A 23,513-nucleotide genomic window follows, 5' to 3' on the forward strand; every position below is an offset into this window, starting at 1 on the left:
ATGACTGAATATACAAGCCAAATAAAACGCATTGAGAAGCCGGCCGAACAGGTATTCGGCAAGCTGTCGGATCTCTCTAATCTCAACTTCGTTAAGGATAAAATCCCGGACAAGTCAATCACATTGGAGCATGCTGATACAGATAGCTGTACACTCAAACTCAATCCGATGGGGGCACTGGAATTGCGAGTTGTGGAGCGCGAACCATATAAAACGATCAAGATGCAGACGGAACGCTCTCCTCTGCCATTCACCTTTTGGATCCAATTGGTAGAGAAAGAGCCTGACCACTGTTTCTTGCGCCTTACCCTCCATGCGGAGTTGAATATGTTTGTCAAGAAAATGATAGGCAAGAAACTCGAAGGAGGAATTGATCAATTGGCCAATATGCTTGCTGCGCTGCCGTATTGATTTAGGCGAGATATTGTGCTTCGCTCCATACTCCATACCTCTGCCTTGTCTCTGCTTTTGCTGTGGGGCTTGGTTTCTTGCTCTTCCCGGCAGGAGAGCTCTATCCCCTCTGTCCCTGTATATTATGAGTTGTATTTCAATTCGGTACAGGGCAGCCTTCTTTTTTCTCCAGGTTCGGCGTTGGAAGTACGTCGTCCGGAGACGATTGTGCAGAGCATTGGTGTTTCGGGTTTGCTCATAGTGCATTCGATAGTCGATGCTGGTGTATTTTATGCTTTCGACCTTTGTTGTCCGTATGAAGCGGAGCCGGAGATAAGTGTCTGCCTGACCGATGCACTTGAAGTGACTTGCCCCTATTGCCATTCGGTTTATTCCGTTTTGTATGGCAATGGAGCACCCGTGGCAGGGCCCTCTTCAGAGCCACTGAGACGTTATCGGGTAGAAGTTTTTCCGGATAGGCTTGTTGTGATCAATTGAGCTTACCTTTCTTGATCGACCTTTGGTGTAGAGACCGAGAATGGAGCAAAATAATTTATGAAAGGATGTACCGATGGGCATACCAAAGAAAGCCATACAAATCGTAGTTGGGGATATCACGAAGTTGAGTGTAGATGCCATTGTGAATGCTGCAAACACATCTTTGCTTGGAGGTGGAGGAGTGGATGGTGCCATTCACAGGGCTGCAGGGCGGGAGTTGCTTGAGGAATGCAGGGCACTCGGTGGTTGTGAAACCGGACACAGCAAAATGACTGGAGCATATAAGCTGCCTTGTCGGAGGATCATTCACACGGTTGGCCCTATTTGGTATGGAGGGGATGCCAACGAAGCTGAGCTCCTTGAGCAATGCTATACTTCTGCCTTGGATATTGCAAGAACCAATGACTTGCGAAGTATCGCATTTCCTTGCATTAGCACAGGAGTATATCGTTTCCCTAAAGCCCAAGCAGCACAAATTGCTCTAAAAGCAATATGCAGGTATCTCGTCAGTGGTGCATATGAGGGCAAAGTTGTTATCTGTTGTTTCTGTGAAGAAGACGCCTTGCTCTATAGGCAGCTCATGGAGAATATGCCCCTTGTGGGTAGAGGGTAGTTAGACTTATTCTCTTTTTCTCTTTGTCCACCGTATATGAGTGAGTACTGACAGAAGTGAGGACAATTAGGTTTTTCAAAATGCCTTGTGATTACCGTATTCCGCAAAATCCATCAAAAGACTGCTTTTGGGAGCCTGTACCATGGTTCTTTTCGCTGAAGCTCTCAGCGATTTCCTAATTTTGTAACCCTTGGGGGAAAAGAATCCCCAATTCGGATGTGAGTGATGAAGTGTAGATCGTCAAATTTGTTTTGTTTCTTCGGCTATTTGTTTGGAGGTTTGCTTTGGCTTTGCATCGGAGAATATCCGTGTGCTGCTCAAGGAACCTTTGATCCTTATGGGATCAAGGAAGTCAAAGCAGCCAGCGAAGAAGAACAAATACGTCGAGGTAATGGACTTAAAGCCTATGTGATAGATCCGAACACGGGAGATGCCATTCGAGAGAATATAGATACACTCACTATAGGCTTTTATCGCAGGCAGGTAGCTGAAGGGAGAACCTTAGCCATCGGTTATTTGGGTAATTTGCATTCTCCTTGGCACGCCAAGCTCTTTTTCGATCGCCCACGAGAGTTGTCTGGCTTCTTCTACAAGTCGGGTTTGGATCGCCTTATATTTTCTCCACAGACAGCCCTTTTCTACGATACACAATCTCCTTTTGCAGAGGTGCTCTATCATAGGCATGGAGAGAATAAGATACGTGAGAGTCAGCTCGGTATACACTTCGGTGCGAATTATACCCCTAAATTCAATTTGGGAGCAGATTTCGATTATACTTACTCTAACGGTTACTACAATAGCCAACCAACGAAAAACTTCAACTATCGTATTTTCAGTTCTTATCGGCACGACCGGTATGAGGCCTACTTCTCTGTTGCCAACGATTATTTCCATATAGGCGAAAATGGGGGGATTCTTGATGAGCGTTATATCACCAATCCTCAAGAGTTCAATTTGGGGCGTAGCCAAATACGTCCACGAGATATTCCTGTGCGCTTCGCAGGAAATATCCTTTTCAATCGTATCAGGCAAGGATCGGCTTTTCTTACGCATCGGTTCAATTTAGGGTACTACAAGAAGGCTGTCGAAGAGCCTAAAAAAAGTCTCACCACCTCTCCTCCCAAGCAGAGCCTCAAAACCAAGCCGGATGAACCTCCTGCAGACTCACTTGTCTTTGTCCCTGTAGGAAGTATCGTGCATTCTTTGCGATTTACAAAAGATCGCAGACGTTTTATCGGAAGCCCGGATTTTGATTGGGGTAAAGAATATTCCAACGCTTTTATACATCGAGAGAGAGAGGGCAGACGTTTTGTGGCCCCCAACGATACGACACAGATGTTTCAGATCGACAATACTCTGGCTCTGTCTCTTCGCGAAGGGTTTCGCCCTTGGGTTGCATTCGGGCTCACAGCCTATGCCCGGCTTGAGAATAGGGCTTACTATCTGATGGATTCTATTGCCGGTCAGCGTGTACACGAGAAAGGTTATGATGTGTACTTGGGAGGAGAGATCAACCGTATGAGTGGCAAAAGACTACATTTCAAAGGCAAGGCCGAGATAGCCCCGATAGGAGAAAATGCCGGCACTATCCGTATGGATGCTGCCATAAAGACCCGTTTCGATTTGTGGGGAAAAGAGTTGGGGCTGGATGCTTGGGGATATTTTGCTAATACCCGACCATCTTATTTGCTCAGGCATCACCATGGGACTTTCCATTGGTGGGATACAGATCTTTCTTTTATGCAGAGATTGGATCTCGGAGCTTCCGTGGGAAGCGAACTTCTTGGGCTCAAGTTGGAAGCTCGTACAGCTACTTTGCAGAATTATCTCTATTTCGGAGCAGATGCCATTCCTGTTCAGAAGAAAGATCCTATACAAGTTTTGGAGATGAGGGCGAAGCATTGGCACCGCTTGGGTGCACTTTGTTGGGAGTTGGAGGGTGTCTACCAGCAAGCATCTGATGACAAAGCAATCCCGCTACCTCGTATAGCAGCCTATGCCCACGTGTATCTGGACTTCTATATTGCTGGGGTAATGCGTACACAGCTGGGAGTCGATGCTCGTTACCATACGGCTTATAAGGTGCCGTACTACGAACCTGCCACCATGCAGTTTATAAATCAGGATAAGCTGAATATAGGCGGAGGATTACCTCTCTTTTCCGCTTATGTCAATGCCCACCTCAAGCGTACACGTTTCTTTTTACAGATGTACAATGTGGGTGAACTGGTATTTACTCCCAATCGAATGTCTTTGCCAGGCTATCCTATCACGCCGGATAGTTTTCGTGTAGGTTTGTCCGTCGATTTTAATAATTAGTTCACGTCCATGAAGCGGAGATATCGTGGCAAGCCTCTTTCTTTTATCCTCTATTTGGGGCTTTTGCTCGCAGTTTTGCTGTGTATGTTCTTTATCGGACATCGGATAAAGTCTGTCAAGGAATCTGTCGAGTCAGATTGCATCGAGCGAGACTACGAGCAGATAGCGGAGCGTGGTGAACTGAATATCTTGACTGCTTACGATGGACTGAACTATTCTATCGAGGGCGACAGTACAGTCGGGGCTGTCTATCGAGTTGCTCGTGAGTTGAGGCAAATCTCTGGCTGGCAGGTGAATGTGCTTCTGGCTGGTAGTTGGGCGGAGAGTTTGGCCGACTTGTGCAGCGGTCGAGTAGATGTGATAGCAATGCCTGTGGCGCAGACCACACAAATAGATAGCACACGGTATCGCTACTTAGAGCCTATACACCATGGCCTTCTGTATCTTGTGAAACGAAAAGACCGCAGTGCATCCGATCGTCTGGGACAGGGAATAGACTCTGTAGTGCTCCCTCGAGCTTCGTCCGTAGGCATTGTATTGCGTCACTTGTCTGAGGAAACGGGGAATAATTTTCGCATTGTGGAGGACCCCGTCTATGGATCTGAGCAACTCGCTATCCGGGTAGCAGAGGGGAATATTGCAGCCACCATTTGTTCGGACTGGGAAGTTTCTCGACTCATCCGTTTGTTGCCGGAGATCGATTGTAGTGTACCCATATCTGTGGGATTGAGGCAGGGGTGGGTGTTGAGGCACTCCTCTATCTGTTTGGCAGACAGTCTCAACTCTTGGCTGATGAGGATCCTGACCGAAAGAAAAAGAAAAGAAGATAATTTCAATAATTAGTTATATTTGCCTGATAAGTAGGTTAATGACATAGCTAACCCAGCATTAGACAATGAAAGATTTTTTCAAAATGTTTTTCGCCTCCATTCTTGGAGTGCTTACAGCCGGAATTATTCTGGGCTGCCTGTCTTTGTTTATCCTTTTTGGTCTGATAGCAAGTATCAGTATCAGTACTCCGCAAGAGTCGGCTCTGACGGAAAATTCTGTACTCAAGATTGATTTGAGTTCATTGCCCGAAATTGTGATGACTAATAATTTGCTCAGCTTCTCTTCACAGAATGTCTCTGTATCTCTCACAGACGCAGTCTCTGCCATTAAGAAGGCCAAGGAGAATGATAAGATCAAGGGGATATACATCAATACGGAAGGTATTGGTTCAGGCTTGGCTTCGATAGGGGTTTTGCGTCAGGCCATCGAAGACTTTAAGGAGAGTGGCAAATTTGTGGTAGCCTATGCTGATGCTTATTCTCAAAAAGGCTACTATTTGGCATCTGTTGCCGATAAGATTTATTTACATCCACAGGGTTCGTTGGAGCTTAATGGTATTGCTTCACAAACGATGTTCTACAAAGATGCTTTGCAAAAACTCGGTGTAGAAATGATGATATTCAAGGTTGGGACCTACAAAGGAGCTGTCGAGCCTTTCATGCTCAGCAAGTTGAGCGAACCCAACCGCAGACAAATAGAGGAGTATGCCAATGGCCTTTGGAGCCACATCAAAAATACTGTGGCTGGAGCTCGTGGTATTACTCCGGATGAGGTGCAACGCTATGCCGATTCCGGCTACAGCTTTTCCAAAGCCAATATGGCCGAGCAAGAGAAGTTGGTCGATTCTTTGGCTCACAGACAGGACGTGGAGGATGCCTTACGTGCTCGCATCGGGAAGAAATTGGATGAGGAGATCAATTTTGTAAGTCTCTCTCGTATGAGCCGTGAGAAAGCTAAGAGCCATGGCAAGTCAAGCGACTTGGTCAAGGTGATATATGCCGAGGGCGAGATAGCCGATACCAGCGGGGCAGAACCTATCAGTATGGAAAACAATATCAACCAATCATTAGCTCGCCAGCTTCGTAAAGCTGCTCAGGATGATAAGGTGAAAGCCGTTGTTCTCCGTGTCAATTCTCCCGGAGGGAGTGCTTTTGTTTCGGATGTAATATGGAAGCAAGTGGTCGAGCTGAAGAAGAAAAAACCTATTGTTGTTTCCATGGGGGACTTGGCTGCTTCGGGTGGATATTATATATCCTGTGCGGCGGACTATATTTTCGCCGAGCCGATGACACTCACCGGCTCGATCGGAATTTTCGGTATGTTCCCCAATTTCAGAGGTATTGCAGAAAAGGTAGGTATCACCACCGATGTAGTCAAGACAGCTAAGTATGCTGATATGGGAATGCTTTTCGAGCCGATGACGGATGACGAAAAAGCTTTGATTCAGGCCCATGTGGAGCAGGGATATGACACGTTCATATCCAGAGTGGCCGAAGGGCGAAAGATGAGTAAGTCTGCCGTGGACAGCGTAGGGCAAGGGCGCGTTTGGCTGGGAGAGCGAGCTTTGGAACTCGGTTTAGTGGATGAGTTGGGAGGCTTGCAACAAGCTATCGACAAGGCCGCTGCTTTGGCTAAGGTGGATGACTTCGGGATTGATTATAGCAGGACAAAGATTGACTTCTTGGATCTATTGTTCAGTGACACTGGCACGGCTATTCGCCAGGCTGTATTGCGCTACACCATCTCTGCTCAAGAATTGGAATTACTCAGACAGTTACGTACCACTACCCAACAGACAGGTTATCGGGCGGCTTTGCCGATAGGCTTCCGGCCCTACTAACAGACAGAGAAATATATGCTGCAACCTGCTATAGAAACGATGTTTCTCAAACCTCTATCCGTAGTTTATGGCTGGGGGGTCAGGTTGCGCAATGTCCTTTTTGATCGGGGCGTACTCAAGCAAGAGCAATATCCTATCCCTGTTATCTGTATTGGTAATATTCGGATTGGTGGCACTGGCAAAACTCCTATGGTGGAATATTTGCTGGGGATGCTTATTCGGGAAGGATACCGGCCAGCCGTGGTGAGTCGTGGCTACAAGCGCTCCTCATCTGGCTTGCAGATTGTGCACGTCAGTTCTTCGGCATTGGAGGTAGGTGATGAACCAAGGCAGATCAAACAAAAATACCCATCTACTACTGTTGTGGTAGATGCCAATCGGAGGCGGGCTATTACTCGCCTCCTGGAATTGGATGAATCGGAGCGGCCGAATGTAGTGTTGCTCGACGATGGCTTTCAGCATCGCTACGTGTTACCCTCCCTCTCTATCTTGCTCACAGATCATGATCATCCTCTTTGTCATGATGATTTACTGCCTTTGGGGCGTTTGCGAGAGAACTGTGATGCCAGACATCGTGCAGATGTCGTTGTTGTCACTCGTTGTCCGGCACATATGCAACCGATTGACTATAGTATTATTGAGCGGAACTTAGCCCTGTATCCACACCAGAAATTGCTTTTCTCCTCGGTGGGCTATTCCACTCCGATTCGGGTTTTCCCAACAACCCCCTCCATACAAAAACTCACGCACATGAGCGGCAGGGCTTTGGCCATTGCGGGAATTGCCAATCCAACGAAGTTTTTCCGTGAGATAAAGCATAAAATACCGCAGGTTGAGACTTTGTCTTTCTCCGATCATCATCGGTTCGGACCCAAAGATGCCGATCTTATGAATAGGACTTTTGGCTCAGTGTTGGGGAGCACTCCTTCTTCTCAATATCCAATTGCTATTTGTACGGAAAAGGATGCGCAGAGACTGTCTGATATACGACATCTGCTTAGCCCTGCTCTTGTTTCCAATTTGTACTATTTGCCTATACATACTGTTTTTCGCGAATATGCCACAATTTCGATGGATCAGATTGTGCTGAATCATATCCGAGATTTTTACCGAAAACCTACAAGTCCCTATATTTAACCATACAATGACTGACATAGCTACACTCGGTGAGTTCGGTCTTATTGATCGACTTATTCAGGATATTGAGCTTATGCAGCCGAGTAGCATTCTCGGTTGTGGAGATGATGCGGCCGTGGTGTCTTACCCACAGGGGATGCAAACGGTTGTGACAACAGACCTTCTGCTGGAGGGAGTGCATTTCGATCTTACCTATACTCCACTTAAGCACCTTGGATACAAGGCGGCAGTGGTCAATTTCTCCGATGTTGTAGCCATGAATGCCAAGCCAAGGCAAATCATTGTAGCGATAGGTCTGTCCTCTCGTTTTGGGGTTGAGCAGGTGGAGGAGTTGTATTCCGGTATTCGCACTGCCTGTGCTGCTTATGGCGTTGATCTCGTGGGGGGGGATACAACGGCTTCTCTCAATGGTCTCACGATTTCTATTACTTGCATTGGTGAATTAGAACCGGATCGTATTTCCAAACGTAGTGGTGCCAAACCTACTGATCTGATATGCGTAAGCGGAAACCTTGGTGCTGCTTATATGGGTCTGCAGCTATTGGAGCGAGAGAAGACCGTATTCGAAGGGATGGAGAGAAGCGAAGATTTCCAGCCGGCATTCGAAGGGAAGGAGTATCTGATAGAACGCCAGCTCAAGCCAGAGGCCCGCATTGACATCATAGAGATGCTAAGGAGAGAGCAAATACTTCCAACTTCGATGATTGATATTTCCGATGGGCTATCCAGTGAACTTTTGCATATAGCACACAGCAGTCAAGTAGGTGTCCGTATCTATGAGGATAGGATTCCCATAGACTACCAGACGGCACTAATGGCCGAAGAATTTAACCTCAATGTGGTGACAGCTGCTCTCAATGGAGGAGAAGACTATGAGTTGCTATTCACCGCTCCGCTTGCTTTGGCCGACAAGCTCCAGAACCTACAAGATATTCACCTGATCGGTCATGTCACAGAAGCCTCTCTTGGTTGTGCTTTGGTGACACGAGATCAAAAGGAAATTACTTTGCAGGCCCAAGGCTGGCAGGCTTACCCACAGCGATGAATATTGATGAATATATTCGTCTGCATACTTCGCCACAGGGACAACTCTTGGATTCGCTGGAGCGTAGGGCTCATGTAGAGTTGATGCGCCCTCGGATGATCTCTGGCCATGTACAAGGGCGCTTGCTCAAGATAATAGCTTCCATTGTCCGTCCTCGTTATGTTTTGGAGATTGGTACTTATACCGGTTATGCTGCTATTTGTTTGGCCGAATCCTTAACTCCTGAAGCTGAGTTGCATACGATAGAGTCGGATGATGAGATGCTGGATTTTATTCATCGTTTTGTTTCCCAATCTCCCCAGGCGAGTCAAATACATATTCATCATGGCGATGCTTTGGATTTGATCCCTGTTCTCGTCGAATGCTATCCTTTCGATCTAGTCTATATCGATGCCAATAAGCGTGAATATATTCGTTATTATGACCTTTTGATTGACAGGCTCCCTGTTGGGGCTTTGATCTTGGCTGACAATACCCTTTGGGATGGCAAAGTGGCGCAGGAGCCAATGCCTCAAGATGCTCAAACAAAGGGGATTGACCAATTCAATAAATATATTGCTTCCGATCCTCGTGTAGAACAGGTAATCTTACCCTTGCGTGATGGCCTCTCTCTGATCTACAAGTTATGAGTCTTTGTAAAGAGGAGGCTTGTTTATAGGTTGAAGAGATTTTTCTACAGATCTCAACATTGAACCTATGTTTTGGAGAAACCTTGTCATACGACAATCTTGAGAGAACCTTTGGTGTTCTCTTCTGTGTTATATTTGTACAGTCGGCAATAGGCTTGTCGGCACGCTAAGTATGGAGCCTATGAAGAATCAAAGTTGTTTGAAATGTCTCGTTTTTGCCCTGCCCTTATTTTTGTTTTTACAGACAAACCAACTTCTTGCGCAGGGCCACTTCGAGCGTCCGATCAGCAGAGATTCGATAATGATGATGATAGTCGAGGGTTCGGATACTCTATTCATGACGGCTCTCCCCAATTTGATTGTGACAGAGCACAAGTACAAACCTCTCACCCCAGCTGAGCGCAATGAACTTTGGCGCAGAATACGTGATGTGCGCAAGACATTGCCATATGCCAAAGACATTGCAAGTCAACTGATCGAGACGTATGAATATATGGAGACGTTGCCAACTGAAAAAGTAAGGCAGAAGCACCTGAAAAGGGTTGAGGATGATTTGATGAAGAGATACAAACCCAAAATGAAACAACTGACTCTAAGGCAGGGGAAACTTTTGATAAAACTTGTTTCACGCCAATGTAACCAATCTAGCTACAATATCGTACGCTCCTTTTTTGGTGGTTGGAAAGCCATGTGGTGGAATGTTTTTGCCGGATTTTTCGGTGCCAGCCTCAAGACGGAATATGATCCGGTACACAATGCTGACGATGCTGTTACCGAGCGTATAGTTCAATTGATAGAGCTTGGCAGATTGTGACCTTTTTGAGTTCGATTTGGACAGCTTTTTCGGAATAGAAGTTGTCGTACTCCCCAATGATTTTATAAGAATGAATAGAATACAAATTTGCTACTCCAAGAGCTTAGGTCACTTTTTTCGTTTTTGTTTTGGTCAGATATCGGTCTGGGCCATTCTTTTGTTTAGTCTGATTGGCCCGATTTCCTGCCGGGATGACTTTGAGCGTATCAGTCATTCTGCTCAAGATCAGCCTTCTTTCTCGGCTGATACGGTGTTACTTGATACGCTTTTTAGTCGATTGAGCTCAGCTACTCATGAGTTGAAGATCTACAACAGAAATAAGAGTAGTATCCGTTTAGATCGGATTGCTTTGGAGTCGGGTAATAGAGGATATCGAATCAATGTAGATGGGCGCAGCGGAGATAGCTTTCCTTCCATGATCATTCTTCCGGGTGATAGTATGTACGTCTTTGTAGAAGCGACTTTTCCGGAAGGGGAGGACGATCTTCCGGGAGAGATTACCGACAAACTGCTGGTCGAATGTCGAGGAGTACAATCTTCCGTCCTCCTCAGAGGGTTTCGCTTGAATGCTGATCGGGTGGGAGCCTTAATCATAGAGCGAGACACTACACTTTCTCTGAAGAGACCTCTGCTCGTGCGAGATAGTATTGTGGTGGCTTCTCAAGCTACACTTACCATACAAGGAGGGGGGCGGCTGTGCTTCTATCCTAAGGCTTACATGGGTATTCATGGGAGATTGATTGCTGAGGGACAACGAACAACTCCCATTCGTATGGAAGGAGAGAGGCAGGATCGATTGCTTGAAGATTTACCTTATCCATTAGTGCCTGGTCAGTGGGGTGGAGTATATTTTGGTAAGAGCAGCCATGGAAATCGAATGACCTATTGTGAGTTGCGCAATGCTGTCAATGGTATTGTGTTCGATGGAGTACGAAGCCCGGAAGAGATGATACTGACAATGGAGAACAGTCTTGTCTCTAATATAAAAGGTTATGGCTTGGTGGCCGAAGGAGGGCGATTGGAGTTGTCTAATAGTGAGATTTCCAACACGCTCAATACCTCGCTCTTGCTGAATGGTTCTTCTTGTTTGATTCGTTCGTGCAGTTTTGTCAACTTCTATCCTTGGGACAATCGAGGAGGGCCGACCATATTGTACACAGATGTGATCAGCCATGATGAGGCCGGAAATCCGATAGAGAAACCTTTACCAACGCCTGGTAGCAGCTTTGAGATGATTAGCTCCGTGGTGGATGGCTCTCGAGCCACTCGAGTTTCGCCCGGCTCCATTCCTAACGATAATATGGGAGAACTCATCTTGCGTTTGGTCGACTCTACGGCCTTGGGGCAAAGCATTCACATAAGTCATAGCTTTTTGCGTATCCCAGAGGCTTATCATGTCAATTCAGCAATGAAAGATTGTTTATTGCCGAAGGATGATAAGCCAGCTGACCTCAAGAAAGACCGCTATTATTTGAGCCTTGGGTACGACAATAAGCCCGTTCCTGAACGGAATTTCCGTTATGATTTTCGACCTTTCCCGACAGCCCCATTTGTAGGCAAAGGGATGTTTCTTGACACTTGGCCAGTGGATAGAACCGGGGTAGCGCGGAGTGGAAGCCCCACGGCAGGTTGCTATGAGCCGGAGCAGTCTGCAGAGAAGTGAGACTTTTGCACCCTTTTGATTAAAAACTTTACTTACTGACCTTTCAAGAGGTGTTTTGAAGAACCCATAAGCAAAGGGTTATCGTGAGTTGTACTTATGATGTAAGTGCACTCTCGAAATCTTACGTAAGAGGCTTCAAAATCTTACATCACTTTTCGGGGGTAGTTGCGAAACTTCCTTTCAAAGAGATTTTCGAGCCATTACGAGAAGCATTGCAAATCCTTCTGTAAAAACAAGCAAACTACATCTGGAAAAATCTCACTTCGGAATGTCTCTCAGAGTCTTCGTTTTGGGGCTATTGAGCTATTGTTGTTGTTACCGCAGTATGCATCCCCTCTTTTGGGTATTTTGGGCTTGAGGATTATACCTATTTAGCCTATCTTTGTGAGGTGGATTGTGCAGGCTTCTCAGGTTGTTTTGGAGAAATATCCAAGACAGAGAAGAGGCGCATGTATAACAGGGAATGGTGTGAATCATATAAACGACGAAAACATAAAATCAAAAATTAATTCATCTATGTGGTTATTAAAGTCTTCGATAGGGCGAAAGCTGGTGATGAGTATTTCCGGGCTTTTCCTTATCACATTCCTCACGCTGCACGGAGCTATTAACTTTGTGTCAGTCTTCTCCGAAGAGGCATACAATGCAGCTTGCGATTTCATGGGGACTAACCCCGCAGTACAGGTAATGGTGCCAGTGCTGGCTTTGGGGTTCGTGATTCACATCATTTATGCTTGTGTACTGACACTACAGAATCGTCGAGCTCGTGGAAACGATCGCTATGGGACAAGTTCCAAGACTCCTGTACCCTGGAATGCCAAGAACATGTTTGTTCTTGGTGTCATCATTTTGGGCGTGCTTGTCTTTCACCTCACACATTTTTGGCAGCATATGCAATTGCAGGAATGGCGAGGAATGCATTCGGCACGCGGATATGAATTGGTCAAAGAGACTTTTTCCAATCCGTGGATTGTAGCTTGCTATTTGATCTGGTTTGCAGCTGTATGGTACCACCTTACTCATGGATTTTGGTCTGCTTTCCAGACAATCGGTTGGAACAATCGTATCTGGTATAAACGACTGAAAACCATCGGTATCATCATAGCAACTCTCATTATGCTTACCTACTTCGTCACAGCTATCTACTTTTTGATACTAAACTGCTGTGCTGATGGCAGCTGTGCCTTCTAAATTAAATCAATCACTCCCTACAATATAATTGTGTTATGAATATTGATTCTAAAATCCCTGCCGGTCCATTGGCCGAGAAGTGGAGTAACTATAAAGATCATCAGAAGCTGGTAAACCCGGCTAATAAGCGTCGTTTGGATGTGATTGTGGTTGGTACTGGTTTGGCTGGTGCCAGTGCTGCTGCCTCCCTTGGAGAATTGGGTTTTCATGTCCTCAATTTCTGTATTCAGGATTCACCTCGTCGTGCACACTCTATTGCGGCACAGGGAGGTATCAATGCAGCCAAAAACTATCAGAATGATGGGGACTCGGTCTATCGTCTTTTCTATGATACGATCAAAGGAGGAGACTACCGTGCCAGGGAAGCCAATGTTTATCGTTTGGCAGAGGTCTCCAACTCTATTATAGACCAGTGTGTTGCTCAAGGAGTTCCCTTTGCCCGTGAGTACGGAGGTCTTTTGGATAACCGTTCTTTCGGTGGAGCTCAGGTATCCCGTACATTTTATGCTCGTGGTCAAACGGGACAACAACTCTTGCTCGGAGCTTACTCTGCTTTGAGCCGTCAGGTGGGCAAAGGAGCCGTGAAGCTCTACACTCGCTATGAAATGCTCGATGTGGTAGTTATAGAGGGGCGCGCTCGCGGTATTATTGCTCGTAATCTGGTTACAGGTAAGATAGAGCGATTCTCTGCCCATGCAGTGGTGATTGCTACAGGTGGATACGGCAATACATTCTTCCTTTCGACAAATGCGATGGCTTCCAATGGTTCCGCAGCGTGGCAGTGCTATAAGAAGGGAGCCTACTTTGCCAATCCTTGTATGGCACAGATTCACCCCACTTGTATTCCGGTGCATGGAGAGTTCCAGTCCAAGCTGACTCTTATGTCGGAGTCTTTGCGTAATGATGGACGTATTTGGGTTCCCAAGAAATTAGAGGATGCCAAGGCTATTCGAGAAGGCAAGCTCAAACCGACACAGATAAAAGAGGAAGATCGTGACTATTATTTGGAACGTCGTTATCCTGCTTTTGGTAACCTTGTGCCACGTGACGTAGCCAGCCGTGCTGCCAAAGAACGCTGTGACGCGGGTTTTGGGGTAAACAATACTGGTCTGGCCGTTTATCTGGATTTCGCAGACGCTATTCAGCGTTTGGGACGAGATGTGGTGGAGCAGAAGTATGGCAATTTGTTCCAGATGTATGAGAAGATTGTGGACGACAATCCCTACGAAACTCCAATGATGATTTACCCTGCCATCCACTATACAATGGGTGGGATTTGGGTAGACTACGAATTGATGACCACAATCCCCGGTTTGTTTGCCATAGGAGAAGCTAACTTTAGTGATCACGGTGCCAACCGTCTTGGAGCTTCGGCTTTGATGCAGGGCTTGGCTGATGGGTATTTTGTATTACCATACACGATACAGAATTATTTGGCAGATCAGATACGGGTGCCACGCTTTAGTACCGATTTGCCTGAATTTAAGCAAGCCGAAGAAGCTATCCAGAAAAGGATAGAGAAACTCATGAGTATCAAAGGCAATGAGTCTGTAGACAGCATACACAAACGTCTGGGGCATATCATGTGGGATTTTGTTGGTATGGGCCGTACGGCTGAAAGTTTGCAGAAGGCAATTGAGGATCTTAAAAAACTCAAGAAAGAATTTTGGCAGTCAGTGCGCATACCCGGCAAGGCAGATGAGCTTAATGTAGAGCTGGAGAAGGCTCTTCGCTTGGCTGATTTTATTGAGATTGGAGAGTTAATGGCACACGATGCGCTCGACAGAGAGGAGAGTTGTGGCGGACACTTCCGTCTTGAGCACCAGACAGAAGAAGGTGAAGCCCTGCGCCATGACGATCTTTTCAGCTATGTTTCTTGTTGGGCCTACCAAGGGGAAGATAAAGATCCGGTCATGTACAAAGAATCTCTCGACTACGAGTTTGTGGAGCGTCAGCAGCGTAATTATAAGAATTAACCCCTCTCTTTCAACATTAAAGTAATGGACAAAAATATCAATATCACACTCAAAGTATGGAGACAGAAAGGTCCGCGTGAGAAAGGGGCTTTCGAAACATACAGGTTGGAGAATATTTCCCAAGGAAGTTCTTTCCTTGAAATGCTCGATGTACTGAATGAAAAACTCATTAGTGAGCAGAAAGAACCAGTTGTATTTGATCACGACTGTCGCGAGGGAATCTGTGGCATGTGTTCACTCTACATTAACGGACATCCTCATGGGCCGGATGATAGCATTACCACATGTCAGTTGCATATGCGTCGCTTCAATGATGGTGATACTATCATGATTGAACCCTGGAGATCTGCCGGTTTCCCTGTGATACGAGACTTGATGGTAGACCGTTCAGCATATGACAAGATCATTCAAGCCGGAGGTTTTGTCTCGGTTAATACTGGAGGTATCCCTGATGCTAATGCAATCCCCATTTCAAAGAAGAAGGCAGACGAAGCTATGGATGCCGCGGCTTGTATTGGCTGTGGAGCTTGTGCTGCTGCTTGTAAGAATGGGTCAGCTATGCTGTTTGTATCGGCCAAAGTGAGTCAATTGGCACTCCTGCCTCAAGGGCAAGTAGAAGCCGCCAGACGAGCTAAAGCAATGGTGGCTAAGATGGATGAATTGGGGTTTGGCAACTGTACCAACACCAGAGCTTGCGAAATGGAATGTCCCAAGAATGTATCCATTAGTAACATTGCTCGTCTCAATAGAGAGTTCTTGGTAGCCAAGTTGAGAGACTGATATTATCTGGAGTGGAAGTTCGGAGAGGGGGAGGTCGATGTTTTCCCATAGACTTCCCCCTCTCTGTTTCTCCTTGTTTATTTCGAGCTTGTGAGATCGAAGCTATCTCCCTCTTACAAGTGGGACTGAGGAGTGGGATATCCTCTCACCGTATTTGGCGAGCTGCAAGAATGTTTGTAAGTTTGCGAGAAATTTGAGCGCAAGCAGAAAGATTAAGAATAAAAACAAATAAATAACAGATCAAGAAGGAATATGATTGTAGTACAACTCAAAGAGGGCGAAAACATAGAAAGAGCTCTGAAGAGATTTAAGAGAAAATTTGAACGAACAGGTGCTATTCGTGAACTTCGTGCACGTCAGGCTTTTACCAAGCCTTCCGTGATCAAGCGTAAGAAAATGCAGAAAGCTATCTATGTGAAGAAGCTTCAAGAGGCACAAGAGCAATAAGCCCTTTTTGTGCGTTATAGCCTCCTTGAGCTACTCCTTACTGGGAGAGGAGCTTTGGACGGAGGCATATCCTACTACTCTAAGCCATGCCAAAACATCGTTTTGGCATGGCTTTTTTGTTTTCGTCGAGAAGACGGAGATAAGATCTAAATCTCGACAATTGTCTTGCTACACATCCTTTGAGACAGTTACTTTGCAATGCTTGTTTCAAGATAGATGCTTGTTTCAATACAGTTATTCTGCTACAATTGATTGATGATAGTTGCATTTGCAATGCTTGTTCCATAAGGATTGTTTTGTGACGATTGCTTGGTGACATATTCTTTTTAGATAGCTGCTTTTTGTAGCAAAAAGATCTCAAATTGTCTGAACTTTGCTTCCGATGTAATCTTGTTCTTGCTTTTTTTGTGAAAAGAACCTAACTTCGCGACGTTGGTTCGTACCTATTTGTCAAACCTGAAGGCCGACCAATGAGAATGGAAAGGGAGGTCTTCGCAAAAAGTTCTTTGGTATGCAGAAACGAATATTATTTACCGCATTGCTATTGATGCTGTTTTCCTCCTCAAGCATTTTTTCTCAAGAGGTGAAGGATTTAAGGTCGGAGGATGAGATTCAAATCACCGGATACGGACTGGCCAACAGGCATATAAAGGCCGATGACATCACATTGGCCGGAAATGGAGCTCCTAATTCGCCTGTAGTCCATGCCATACGATTACCTCAAATCTCTGGAGCAATCGAGGGAATACAGTTCTTTTGTTCCATGAATGATCCCGAAGCTTGCATTTTTGTGTGTGAGGTGGAGACTGGGAAAATCATTGCTTTTAAGGCTGCTTCTCTAAAAAAAGGCTGGAATGATGTCAATTTCGATGCAGCTGTAGAGATGTCTACTGAAAAGCCCCTTCTTGTGGGTTATTCGATCACTACAGATGAGACAATTCTCTACGTTTTCCCTTTCGATGGGGATGATGACAATTTTGCTTATGACTACAACTATGTGGCCTTTCCTACTGAGAAACTGACAGCCGGAGCTATCATTCCTCGAGTAAGACCTACAGAAAAGCTTAGTTCTCCCACTATTTTGGGTAATAGCATGATTTTCGCCAAGTTGAGAGACAAGGTGAATAATCTGGCTTTCCCTCTTGAGATGCTCGGCCCGATAGGGAAAGAGAATAACCCCGTCTCGGTAGAACTTGGGATCAGAAATGTGGGAAGCAATGAGATATCGTCTGTTGAGGTGAAATTGACAGGGGAGGGACTCACTCCTTCCACCAAGGAAATAGAGATTGTAGATAAGATCCAGGTGGGGCAGGACGGAGTTATCCGTTTCGATTTGGAAAATCTTGCACAAGGGACAGGTGTCGCCAACCTCTCTATACAGAAAGTCAATGGTGTAGAGAATCTTTTCAATTCGGTAGAGCGAAAGGATCAATACTTTGTGTATGACGAGAATAATTACCTGCGGAAAGGGATTTTGTTTGAGCACTTCACAACTGAGAAGTGTAGTAACTGCCCGAAGGTAATGCCTCACATCAAATCTTTCTTCAATGAAGTAACTCAATCTGGTTTGCAGGTCAATTATGTAGCTCATCATGCTGCATTCATGGAAGACCCTTATACCCTGAATGAATCGAAGGAGCTTCTTCCATATTTCTTTGCTTTGATGGTTTATGCTCCATCAGCTTCCATAGATAGACGTGCTATCTGCCATGAAATGGGCTTCGTAGACATCAAAACACCAATCTTCTTACCCATCAATAGGTATCTTAATTATGCCTATAAACGAGTGGCCAAGATGCCTGATTTTGTGGACTTTGAAACAGTGAATAAGAGCTTGACTAATGGTGAATTGTCTATGTCTGTGATTGGCAAAACCAAGGGGTTGGTAGACAAAGACAACTTCTATATCACGGCCATTGTCACGGAAGACAAGATCGAGAGTACCAAGCAGGCCGGATTCAAAGGAACTTACACGCACAATGGTGTGGCCCGTCTCTTTTTGACTCCTTATTCGGGTAATCAAGTGCAGATAAAAGAGGATGGATCTTTTGAAGTCAAATTCGACGCCAAACAGATTAAGCCTGATTGGAAACGTGAGAATCTGAAAGTGGTTCTTTTCGCACATCGCAACCTTGACCTGATGAACCATTCGGATGAGTATGTATATGCCTCTACCTCTGTATCTCTATCGGATGATATAGGCATTGTACAGGTTCAATCCGAAGATGCAATCAAGGTTTTTGACAGAGGAGGCCACGTAGGTATTCTCGGTACTTATTCTTCTGTGCAAGTATATGATATGCAGGGGGCTTGGATTACAAACCGGATCGACACGCCTTTGCCGGCAGGTGAGTATATTGTGGTGGTGAAAAATGATGCCAAGAAAACCGTTGCCAAACTCGTAATACACTAAGTTTAGTTGAGCTCCAGTAGAGAGCTAAATTGTTTGCCCCTCTCAGGAGGTCTATTGATTAGACTTCTTGGGAGGGGTAAATCGTTGTATGCTAAAAGACCTTTTGAACCTGTACAACGCTCTCTATTTGATAACTTTCTTTTGCCGAAATACAGCAAAGAAACTATCTTTAGGCCTACATGAAGTACGATGCCGGTGATATGAGCCGTAGCTCTTGTCGATAAGGCTGGGAGATGCTTATGAATACAATACTGCTCATCCTTTACTCAGCTCTGGTTGTCAGTTTGGTTGTGGTGATAATAAGTGAGAACCGCAATCCACTCAAGGCTACTTCATGGCTCCTGCTTATTACGTTACTACCGGTAATAGGTGTGCTGTTGTACCTGTTATTTGGGCAGGATCAGCGACGTCGGCGAGTAATGAGCCGCAGGGTCTACAGACGTATTATGCGCCGTCCTCAATACTTGAGCATGCCGGAGGCTTTGTTGTCGAGCCTACAAGATGAGCAGCTTAGCCCCGTGATGCGTCTATTGGTCAATAATTCGGATAATCCGCTCCTTGCTGCTGAACATTTGGACATATATACCGAGGGTGGAACTAAACTCGAAGCCCTCTATCAGGATTTGGAGACTGCACATGATCACATTCATTTGCAGTACTATATCATTGCGGACGATGAATATGGGATACGGCTGCAGCAGTTGTTGATGCGTAAGGCTGCCGAGGGTGTCCGCGTGCGAGTGATTTACGACCATGTGGGTTGTTGGGCTACTTCTTCTAAATATTGGAAAACCCTCCGAGAAGCCGGAGTAGAGGTTTACCCTTTCATGCGAGTTGCCTTCCCTATTTTCACGGGTCGTGTGAATTATCGCAATCACCGCAAGATCGTGGTCATAGACGGGACAATTGGCTATGTGGGAGGAATGAATATCGCCAAACGCTATGTAGTGGGGAATGAATTAGGGATGTGGCGCGATACGCATATCCGTATGGAGGGTACGGCGGTGGCCAGTCTCCAAAGCAGCTTCTTGATCGACTGGTACGTTGTCTCACGCAAGGTAATTAGCATTGAGGGTTGTTATCATATTCCACCGGCTCCGAATATGCTTGCAGATGGCATCCGCATGCAGGTTGTTGCAGGAGGGCCGATCGGGCGGTGGCGGACGATCGAGCAGGCTATTAGTTATACGATAGCCAGAGCCACGAAGTACGTCTACATACAAACACCATATTTCCTACCTACCGATACGCTCAACAATATCGTTTTGATGGCGGCTCTTTCCGGAATAGAGGTGCGACTGATGCTCCCGAAAAGAAGCGATGCCGTTTTGGCTCAATATGCTACTCGTTCGTACCTCAGCCAACTGATGCAGGCTGGGGTCCGTGTTTTTCTTTACTCCAAAGGTTTTTTGCATTCCAAGCTGTTATTGGTGGATGGCCGTGTTGCTTCGGTTGGTTCTGCCAATATGGATTTCAGAAGTTTGGAGCATAATTTCGAGCTTAACGTGATGATTTACGACGAGACGACAGTAGAGCGACTTCGGAAAACATTCGAGGCAGATATGGAGTCTTGTGAATTATTGGATCGGCAACAGTGGGCAGCCAGAGGGCGATTTGAGCGTTTTTCCGAATCTTTCGTCCGGCTTTTCTCCCCTCTGTTGTAGTTTGTATGTCAAGTTATATTTTTTTTGATTGAGTCCTTTTTTGTGATGCAGTGGCAACAGCTTCTATCGGATAAACGCCTCGGTTTGGAGGGCAGACACTCTTCTTCCACCGGAGGTGTGCGTACAGACTTTGAGCGTGATTATGATCGCATGGTTTTTAGTTCACCATTCAGGCGTTTGCAGAATAAGACCCAGGTTTTTCCCTTGCCCGGCAATGTTTTTGTGCACAATCGTCTCACTCATAGCTTGGAGGTCAGCTGTGTAGGGCGTTCGTTGGGCTCTATCATCACTCATACTCTCCGGCAGAGACATGGCTCGGATATTTTCCCCACAGAGGGAGCTATCAGCAGTATCGTGAGTGCAGCTTGTTTGGCTCACGATATGGGCAATCCGCCTTTCGGTCATTCCGGAGAGCGTGCCATTGGAGCCTATTTCTCCGAGGGGAATGGTCGTATTTGGGAGGAGCAGGTGCGCCGGGAGAATGGTCGTTGGGAAGATTTTTTGCATTTCGAGGGCAATGCCAATGCTTTTCGCTTGCTTACTCACCAGTTTGTCGGCCGTCGGCCGGGTGGTTTTGCTCTTACTTATAGCACATTGGCAAGTATTATCAAGTATCCACACAGCAGTTTGGTGGCAGGGCGAAAAGGGAAGTTCGGCTTTTTTGCCAGTGAGGAAGATACGATGAAACGAATTGCCGATCACTTAGGCTTGATCAAGCTCTCGGAGGAGCCTCTGCGTTATGCTCGCTATCCGTTGGTCTACCTTGTGGAGGCTGCGGATGACATCTGCTACCAAATCATGGATTTGGAGGATGCCTATAAGTTGAAAATTTTCACTGAGCGTGATACCACCGACTTGTTGATGGATTATTTTGCTCCGGATCAGCGAGATGAGATAAGGCTTGTTTTGAAATGTTTGGATGACTCCAACGAGCGAATTGCCTATTTGCGTTCCCGGGTTATCAACACCTTGGCCGAGGCCTGTGCCGATACCTTTCTGGAGGCAGAAGAGCGTATTTTGGATGGCTCTTTTGAGGGAAGCCTCATTGCTCAGATCTCCGAACGAGAGCGGTCTGCCTACCGTACATGTTCTCGCTTGGCTTATGAGCGGATCTATCCAGCTCGGGATGTTTTGGATGTGGAGTTGGCTGGTCATCAGATCTTCGGTTACCTGATAGACCGCTTGATGCACGCCCTCACGCACCCCGACTATGCCTACTCTCGCTCTTTGCTTTCGAGGGTCAGTTCTCAGTACGATACCCACAGACAAGACATTTACGGCAAGCTACAGTGCACTTTGGACTATATATCCGGTATGACCGACATTTATGCCTTAGATCTCTATCGCAAGATTACTGGGATGAGTTTGCCTGCTATTTAATGAGCAATGAGAATGGGGCCCTGATTTGTCTCTTTTTTGCTGTTGCCAAGTTGGATTGTTTTGTAAAAATCTACCTGAACTCTATACAAGAAAAATCGAGGGAGAAGAGCACAAATATTCGGCTCGATACTTTTCTTTTTTGCCCCTCCGAAACCTCTCTCCAAAATGCCCTATTCATCGGCATTCTGAGAGGGTCAAAATTCTCTCCGCACGGAAAAATTTTTCTCTCCTGTGATAGCGAAAATTCTCTCAGGAGAGAATTTTTATTTCCTCCTGTGTTATGAAAAAAGAGAGCCTATGGGGATTCAAAACGGGGTAAAAAAGAGAGAAATCTGAGTCCTATTTTGAGCCAAAAATAGGTGCTGAGAGGATAACAAAAACAACTCAAATCTAAATGATATATTACATTTTTTTTGAATGAAAGCTATGCTCTCTATTTGATTGAGAGAAGTGGAGGCCGAATTTTCGGCAAAGTCTCCCCAAGGTATAACCTCTGTCCTTTCTTTTGGGAGGCATATAGACAAATTCATGAAAGTGATATAAGAACCGTTCGACAGCCATATCGGAAGACGGATGCAAACCGATCTATTCCCTTTTTTCTCTCTTCAAGTCTCGGGCCAAAATCTCTACCTTTGCTCCTATGAGTCAAGTCAGTGTTCAAGAGGGATCGGAAGGCCGGGCAATACGATTCTTTGTGATAGGTATTACCGACCAGTCCGAACCGCATTTTAGCCCGGAGTTGTGCAAATTGATCAGTCGAGCACAGGTCTTTAGCGGAGGTATTCGGCATAGAGGAATCGTGGAGCCGTATTTACCAGCTTCCTATATTTGGATAGACGTTACGGTACCACTGGAAAAAGTATTTGTGCGGTATCGAGATCATCAGGAGATTGTTGTCTTTGCCTCCGGGGATCCTCTCTTTTACGGCTATGCTGGCACTTTGTTGCGTGAATTTCCCTCGGCAGAGATTCGAGTCTATCCTGTCTTTAATTCCTTACAGATGCTTGCCCACAAGCTATCTCTCCCTTATGAAGATATGCGTGTGGTATCTCTCACCGGACGTCCTTGGATAGGTTTGGATAGGGCTTTGATAGAACGCGAAAAAAAAATTGGCTTGCTGACCGATCGTAAGCATACCCCTTCGGCTATTGCGAAACGACTGATCGAATACGGTTTCGATGAGTATTCTATGACAATAGGAGAGTTGTTAGGCAATCGCAATCAAGAACACTTGAGTATTCGGATGTCTTTGCATCAGGCTGCTGATTATGAAGCTCTATCTCCTAATGTCGTTTTGCTACAGGCAGAGGAGGTGAAACCTCGATATTTCGGGATTGACGAGAGTCGATTTTCCTTGCTGAACGGTCGTGCAAGGATGATAACCAAAATGCCGATACGCTTGTCTTCTTTGGCTGCCTTGGGGCTACCCGGCAGGCGTTGTCTTTGGGACATTGGTTTTTGTACTGGCAGCGTCTCCATCGAAGCGAAGCTACTGAGTCCGCAAACTCAAGTTGAGAGTTTTGAGATCCGTCCCGAAGGAGAAGAATTGATGCGTGAGAATGCTCGTCGTTTCGGTTGTCCCGGCATAGAGGTACATATAGGAGACTTTTTCTCTTTCTCTCTGGAGGATTTACCCCACCCTGATGCCGTGTTTATCGGAGGGCATGGCGGGCGATTGGTCGAGATGATACAACGGGTGGCCCCCTATATGGTTTCGGGTGGAGTGTTAGTGTTCAATTCGGTTTCGTCTGAGAGTCGCTCTGCTTTTGATGAAGGTTGCCGTTTGGCCGGCTTGCTGCCGGATTTATCCCGAATTATCAAAGTAGATGAACACAACCCGATAGACATTGTTCGGGCAACTAAACCTTCCGTTTGAAGCAACA

The 23,513-nt window shown here is 45.9% G+C and carries 19 protein-coding genes; all 19 read left to right on the top strand.

What is annotated here, in order from left to right; all coding sequences use genetic code 11:
- The 19 genes from DQN70_RS05320 (at position 1) to DQN70_RS05420 (ending at position 23,506) form a co-directional block, all read left to right on the top strand.
- Positions 1 to 411, top strand: a complete 411-nt coding sequence (locus tag DQN70_RS05320; RefSeq protein WP_023937387.1) for an SRPBCC family protein — start codon at positions 1 to 3, stop codon at positions 409 to 411.
- Positions 412 to 426: 15 nt separating this feature from the next.
- The gene (locus DQN70_RS05325) at positions 427 to 888 is read left to right on the top strand and encodes a Rieske (2Fe-2S) protein (RefSeq protein WP_023937386.1); all 462 of its coding nucleotides are present in this window, start codon (positions 427 to 429) and stop codon (positions 886 to 888) included.
- 73 nt (positions 889 to 961) lie between these two features.
- Positions 962 to 1,501, top strand: a complete 540-nt coding sequence (locus DQN70_RS05330; RefSeq protein WP_023937385.1) for an O-acetyl-ADP-ribose deacetylase — start codon at positions 962 to 964, stop codon at positions 1,499 to 1,501.
- A gap of 225 nt (positions 1,502 to 1,726) precedes the next feature.
- On the top strand, positions 1,727 to 3,820 hold the full coding sequence (locus DQN70_RS05335) for a putative porin (RefSeq protein WP_052521756.1): 2,094 nt from the start codon (positions 1,727 to 1,729) through the stop codon (positions 3,818 to 3,820).
- Between the two features lie 9 nt (positions 3,821 to 3,829).
- The gene (locus tag DQN70_RS05340) at positions 3,830 to 4,663 is read left to right on the top strand and encodes a transglycosylase SLT domain-containing protein (protein ID WP_023937381.1); all 834 of its coding nucleotides are present in this window, start codon (positions 3,830 to 3,832) and stop codon (positions 4,661 to 4,663) included.
- A gap of 52 nt (positions 4,664 to 4,715) precedes the next feature.
- Positions 4,716 to 6,491, top strand: a complete 1,776-nt coding sequence (gene sppA, locus DQN70_RS05345) for a signal peptide peptidase SppA (protein ID WP_052512522.1) — start codon at positions 4,716 to 4,718, stop codon at positions 6,489 to 6,491.
- Positions 6,492 to 6,506: 15 nt separating this feature from the next.
- Entirely contained in the window at positions 6,507 to 7,628 is a 1,122-nt protein-coding gene (lpxK, locus tag DQN70_RS05350) for a tetraacyldisaccharide 4'-kinase (RefSeq protein WP_023937378.1), read from the top strand.
- Between the two features lie 7 nt (positions 7,629 to 7,635).
- Complete coding sequence (thiL, locus tag DQN70_RS05355) at positions 7,636 to 8,673, top strand: thiamine-phosphate kinase (RefSeq protein ID WP_023937376.1); 1,038 nt, start codon at positions 7,636 to 7,638, stop codon at positions 8,671 to 8,673.
- The gene (locus tag DQN70_RS05360) at positions 8,670 to 9,302 is read left to right on the top strand and encodes an O-methyltransferase (protein WP_023937374.1); all 633 of its coding nucleotides are present in this window, start codon (positions 8,670 to 8,672) and stop codon (positions 9,300 to 9,302) included. Before thiL ends, DQN70_RS05360 begins: the two co-directional genes overlap by 4 nt.
- Positions 9,303 to 9,603: 301 nt before the next feature.
- Positions 9,604 to 10,116 carry a DUF4294 domain-containing protein gene (locus DQN70_RS05365; protein ID WP_023939333.1) on the top strand — a complete coding sequence of 171 codons (513 nt, stop codon included), beginning with the start codon at positions 9,604 to 9,606 and terminating at the stop codon, positions 10,114 to 10,116.
- Positions 10,117 to 10,186: 70 nt separating this feature from the next.
- Positions 10,187 to 11,779, top strand: coding sequence for a right-handed parallel beta-helix repeat-containing protein (locus tag DQN70_RS05370; protein ID WP_145980604.1), 1,593 nt, complete (start codon positions 10,187 to 10,189; stop codon positions 11,777 to 11,779).
- A gap of 516 nt (positions 11,780 to 12,295) precedes the next feature.
- On the top strand, positions 12,296 to 12,970 hold the full coding sequence (locus DQN70_RS05375) for a succinate dehydrogenase cytochrome b subunit (RefSeq protein WP_036887456.1): 675 nt from the start codon (positions 12,296 to 12,298) through the stop codon (positions 12,968 to 12,970).
- Between the two features lie 35 nt (positions 12,971 to 13,005).
- Complete coding sequence (locus DQN70_RS05380; RefSeq protein WP_023939336.1) at positions 13,006 to 14,946, top strand: fumarate reductase/succinate dehydrogenase flavoprotein subunit; 1,941 nt, start codon at positions 13,006 to 13,008, stop codon at positions 14,944 to 14,946.
- Between the two features lie 24 nt (positions 14,947 to 14,970).
- Positions 14,971 to 15,726, top strand: coding sequence for a succinate dehydrogenase/fumarate reductase iron-sulfur subunit (locus DQN70_RS05385; RefSeq protein ID WP_023937366.1), 756 nt, complete (start codon positions 14,971 to 14,973; stop codon positions 15,724 to 15,726).
- A 252-nt stretch (positions 15,727 to 15,978) separates the two neighbouring features.
- The gene (rpsU, locus tag DQN70_RS05390; protein ID WP_023937364.1) at positions 15,979 to 16,173 is read left to right on the top strand and encodes a 30S ribosomal protein S21; all 195 of its coding nucleotides are present in this window, start codon (positions 15,979 to 15,981) and stop codon (positions 16,171 to 16,173) included.
- A gap of 511 nt (positions 16,174 to 16,684) precedes the next feature.
- Entirely contained in the window at positions 16,685 to 18,586 is a 1,902-nt protein-coding gene (locus DQN70_RS05400; protein WP_023937362.1) for an Omp28-related outer membrane protein, read from the top strand.
- A gap of 239 nt (positions 18,587 to 18,825) precedes the next feature.
- Positions 18,826 to 20,250: a cardiolipin synthase gene (gene cls, locus DQN70_RS05405; protein ID WP_023939342.1), complete on the top strand. Its 1,425-nt coding sequence runs from the start codon at positions 18,826 to 18,828 to the stop codon at positions 20,248 to 20,250.
- A gap of 45 nt (positions 20,251 to 20,295) precedes the next feature.
- Positions 20,296 to 21,630 carry a dGTP triphosphohydrolase gene (gene dgt / locus DQN70_RS05410; RefSeq protein ID WP_023939343.1) on the top strand — a complete coding sequence of 445 codons (1,335 nt, stop codon included), beginning with the start codon at positions 20,296 to 20,298 and terminating at the stop codon, positions 21,628 to 21,630.
- Positions 21,631 to 22,270: 640 nt separating this feature from the next.
- Positions 22,271 to 23,506 (top strand): bifunctional cobalt-precorrin-7 (C(5))-methyltransferase/cobalt-precorrin-6B (C(15))-methyltransferase, encoded by a 1,236-nt coding sequence (locus DQN70_RS05420; RefSeq protein ID WP_023939347.1) that lies wholly within the window; start codon positions 22,271 to 22,273, stop codon positions 23,504 to 23,506.
- Positions 23,507 to 23,513 lie beyond the last annotated feature (7 nt).

Origin of the sequence: Porphyromonas crevioricanis (assembly GCF_900476255.1) — a bacterium.
GTDB lineage: Bacteria > Bacteroidota > Bacteroidia > Bacteroidales > Porphyromonadaceae > Porphyromonas > Porphyromonas crevioricanis.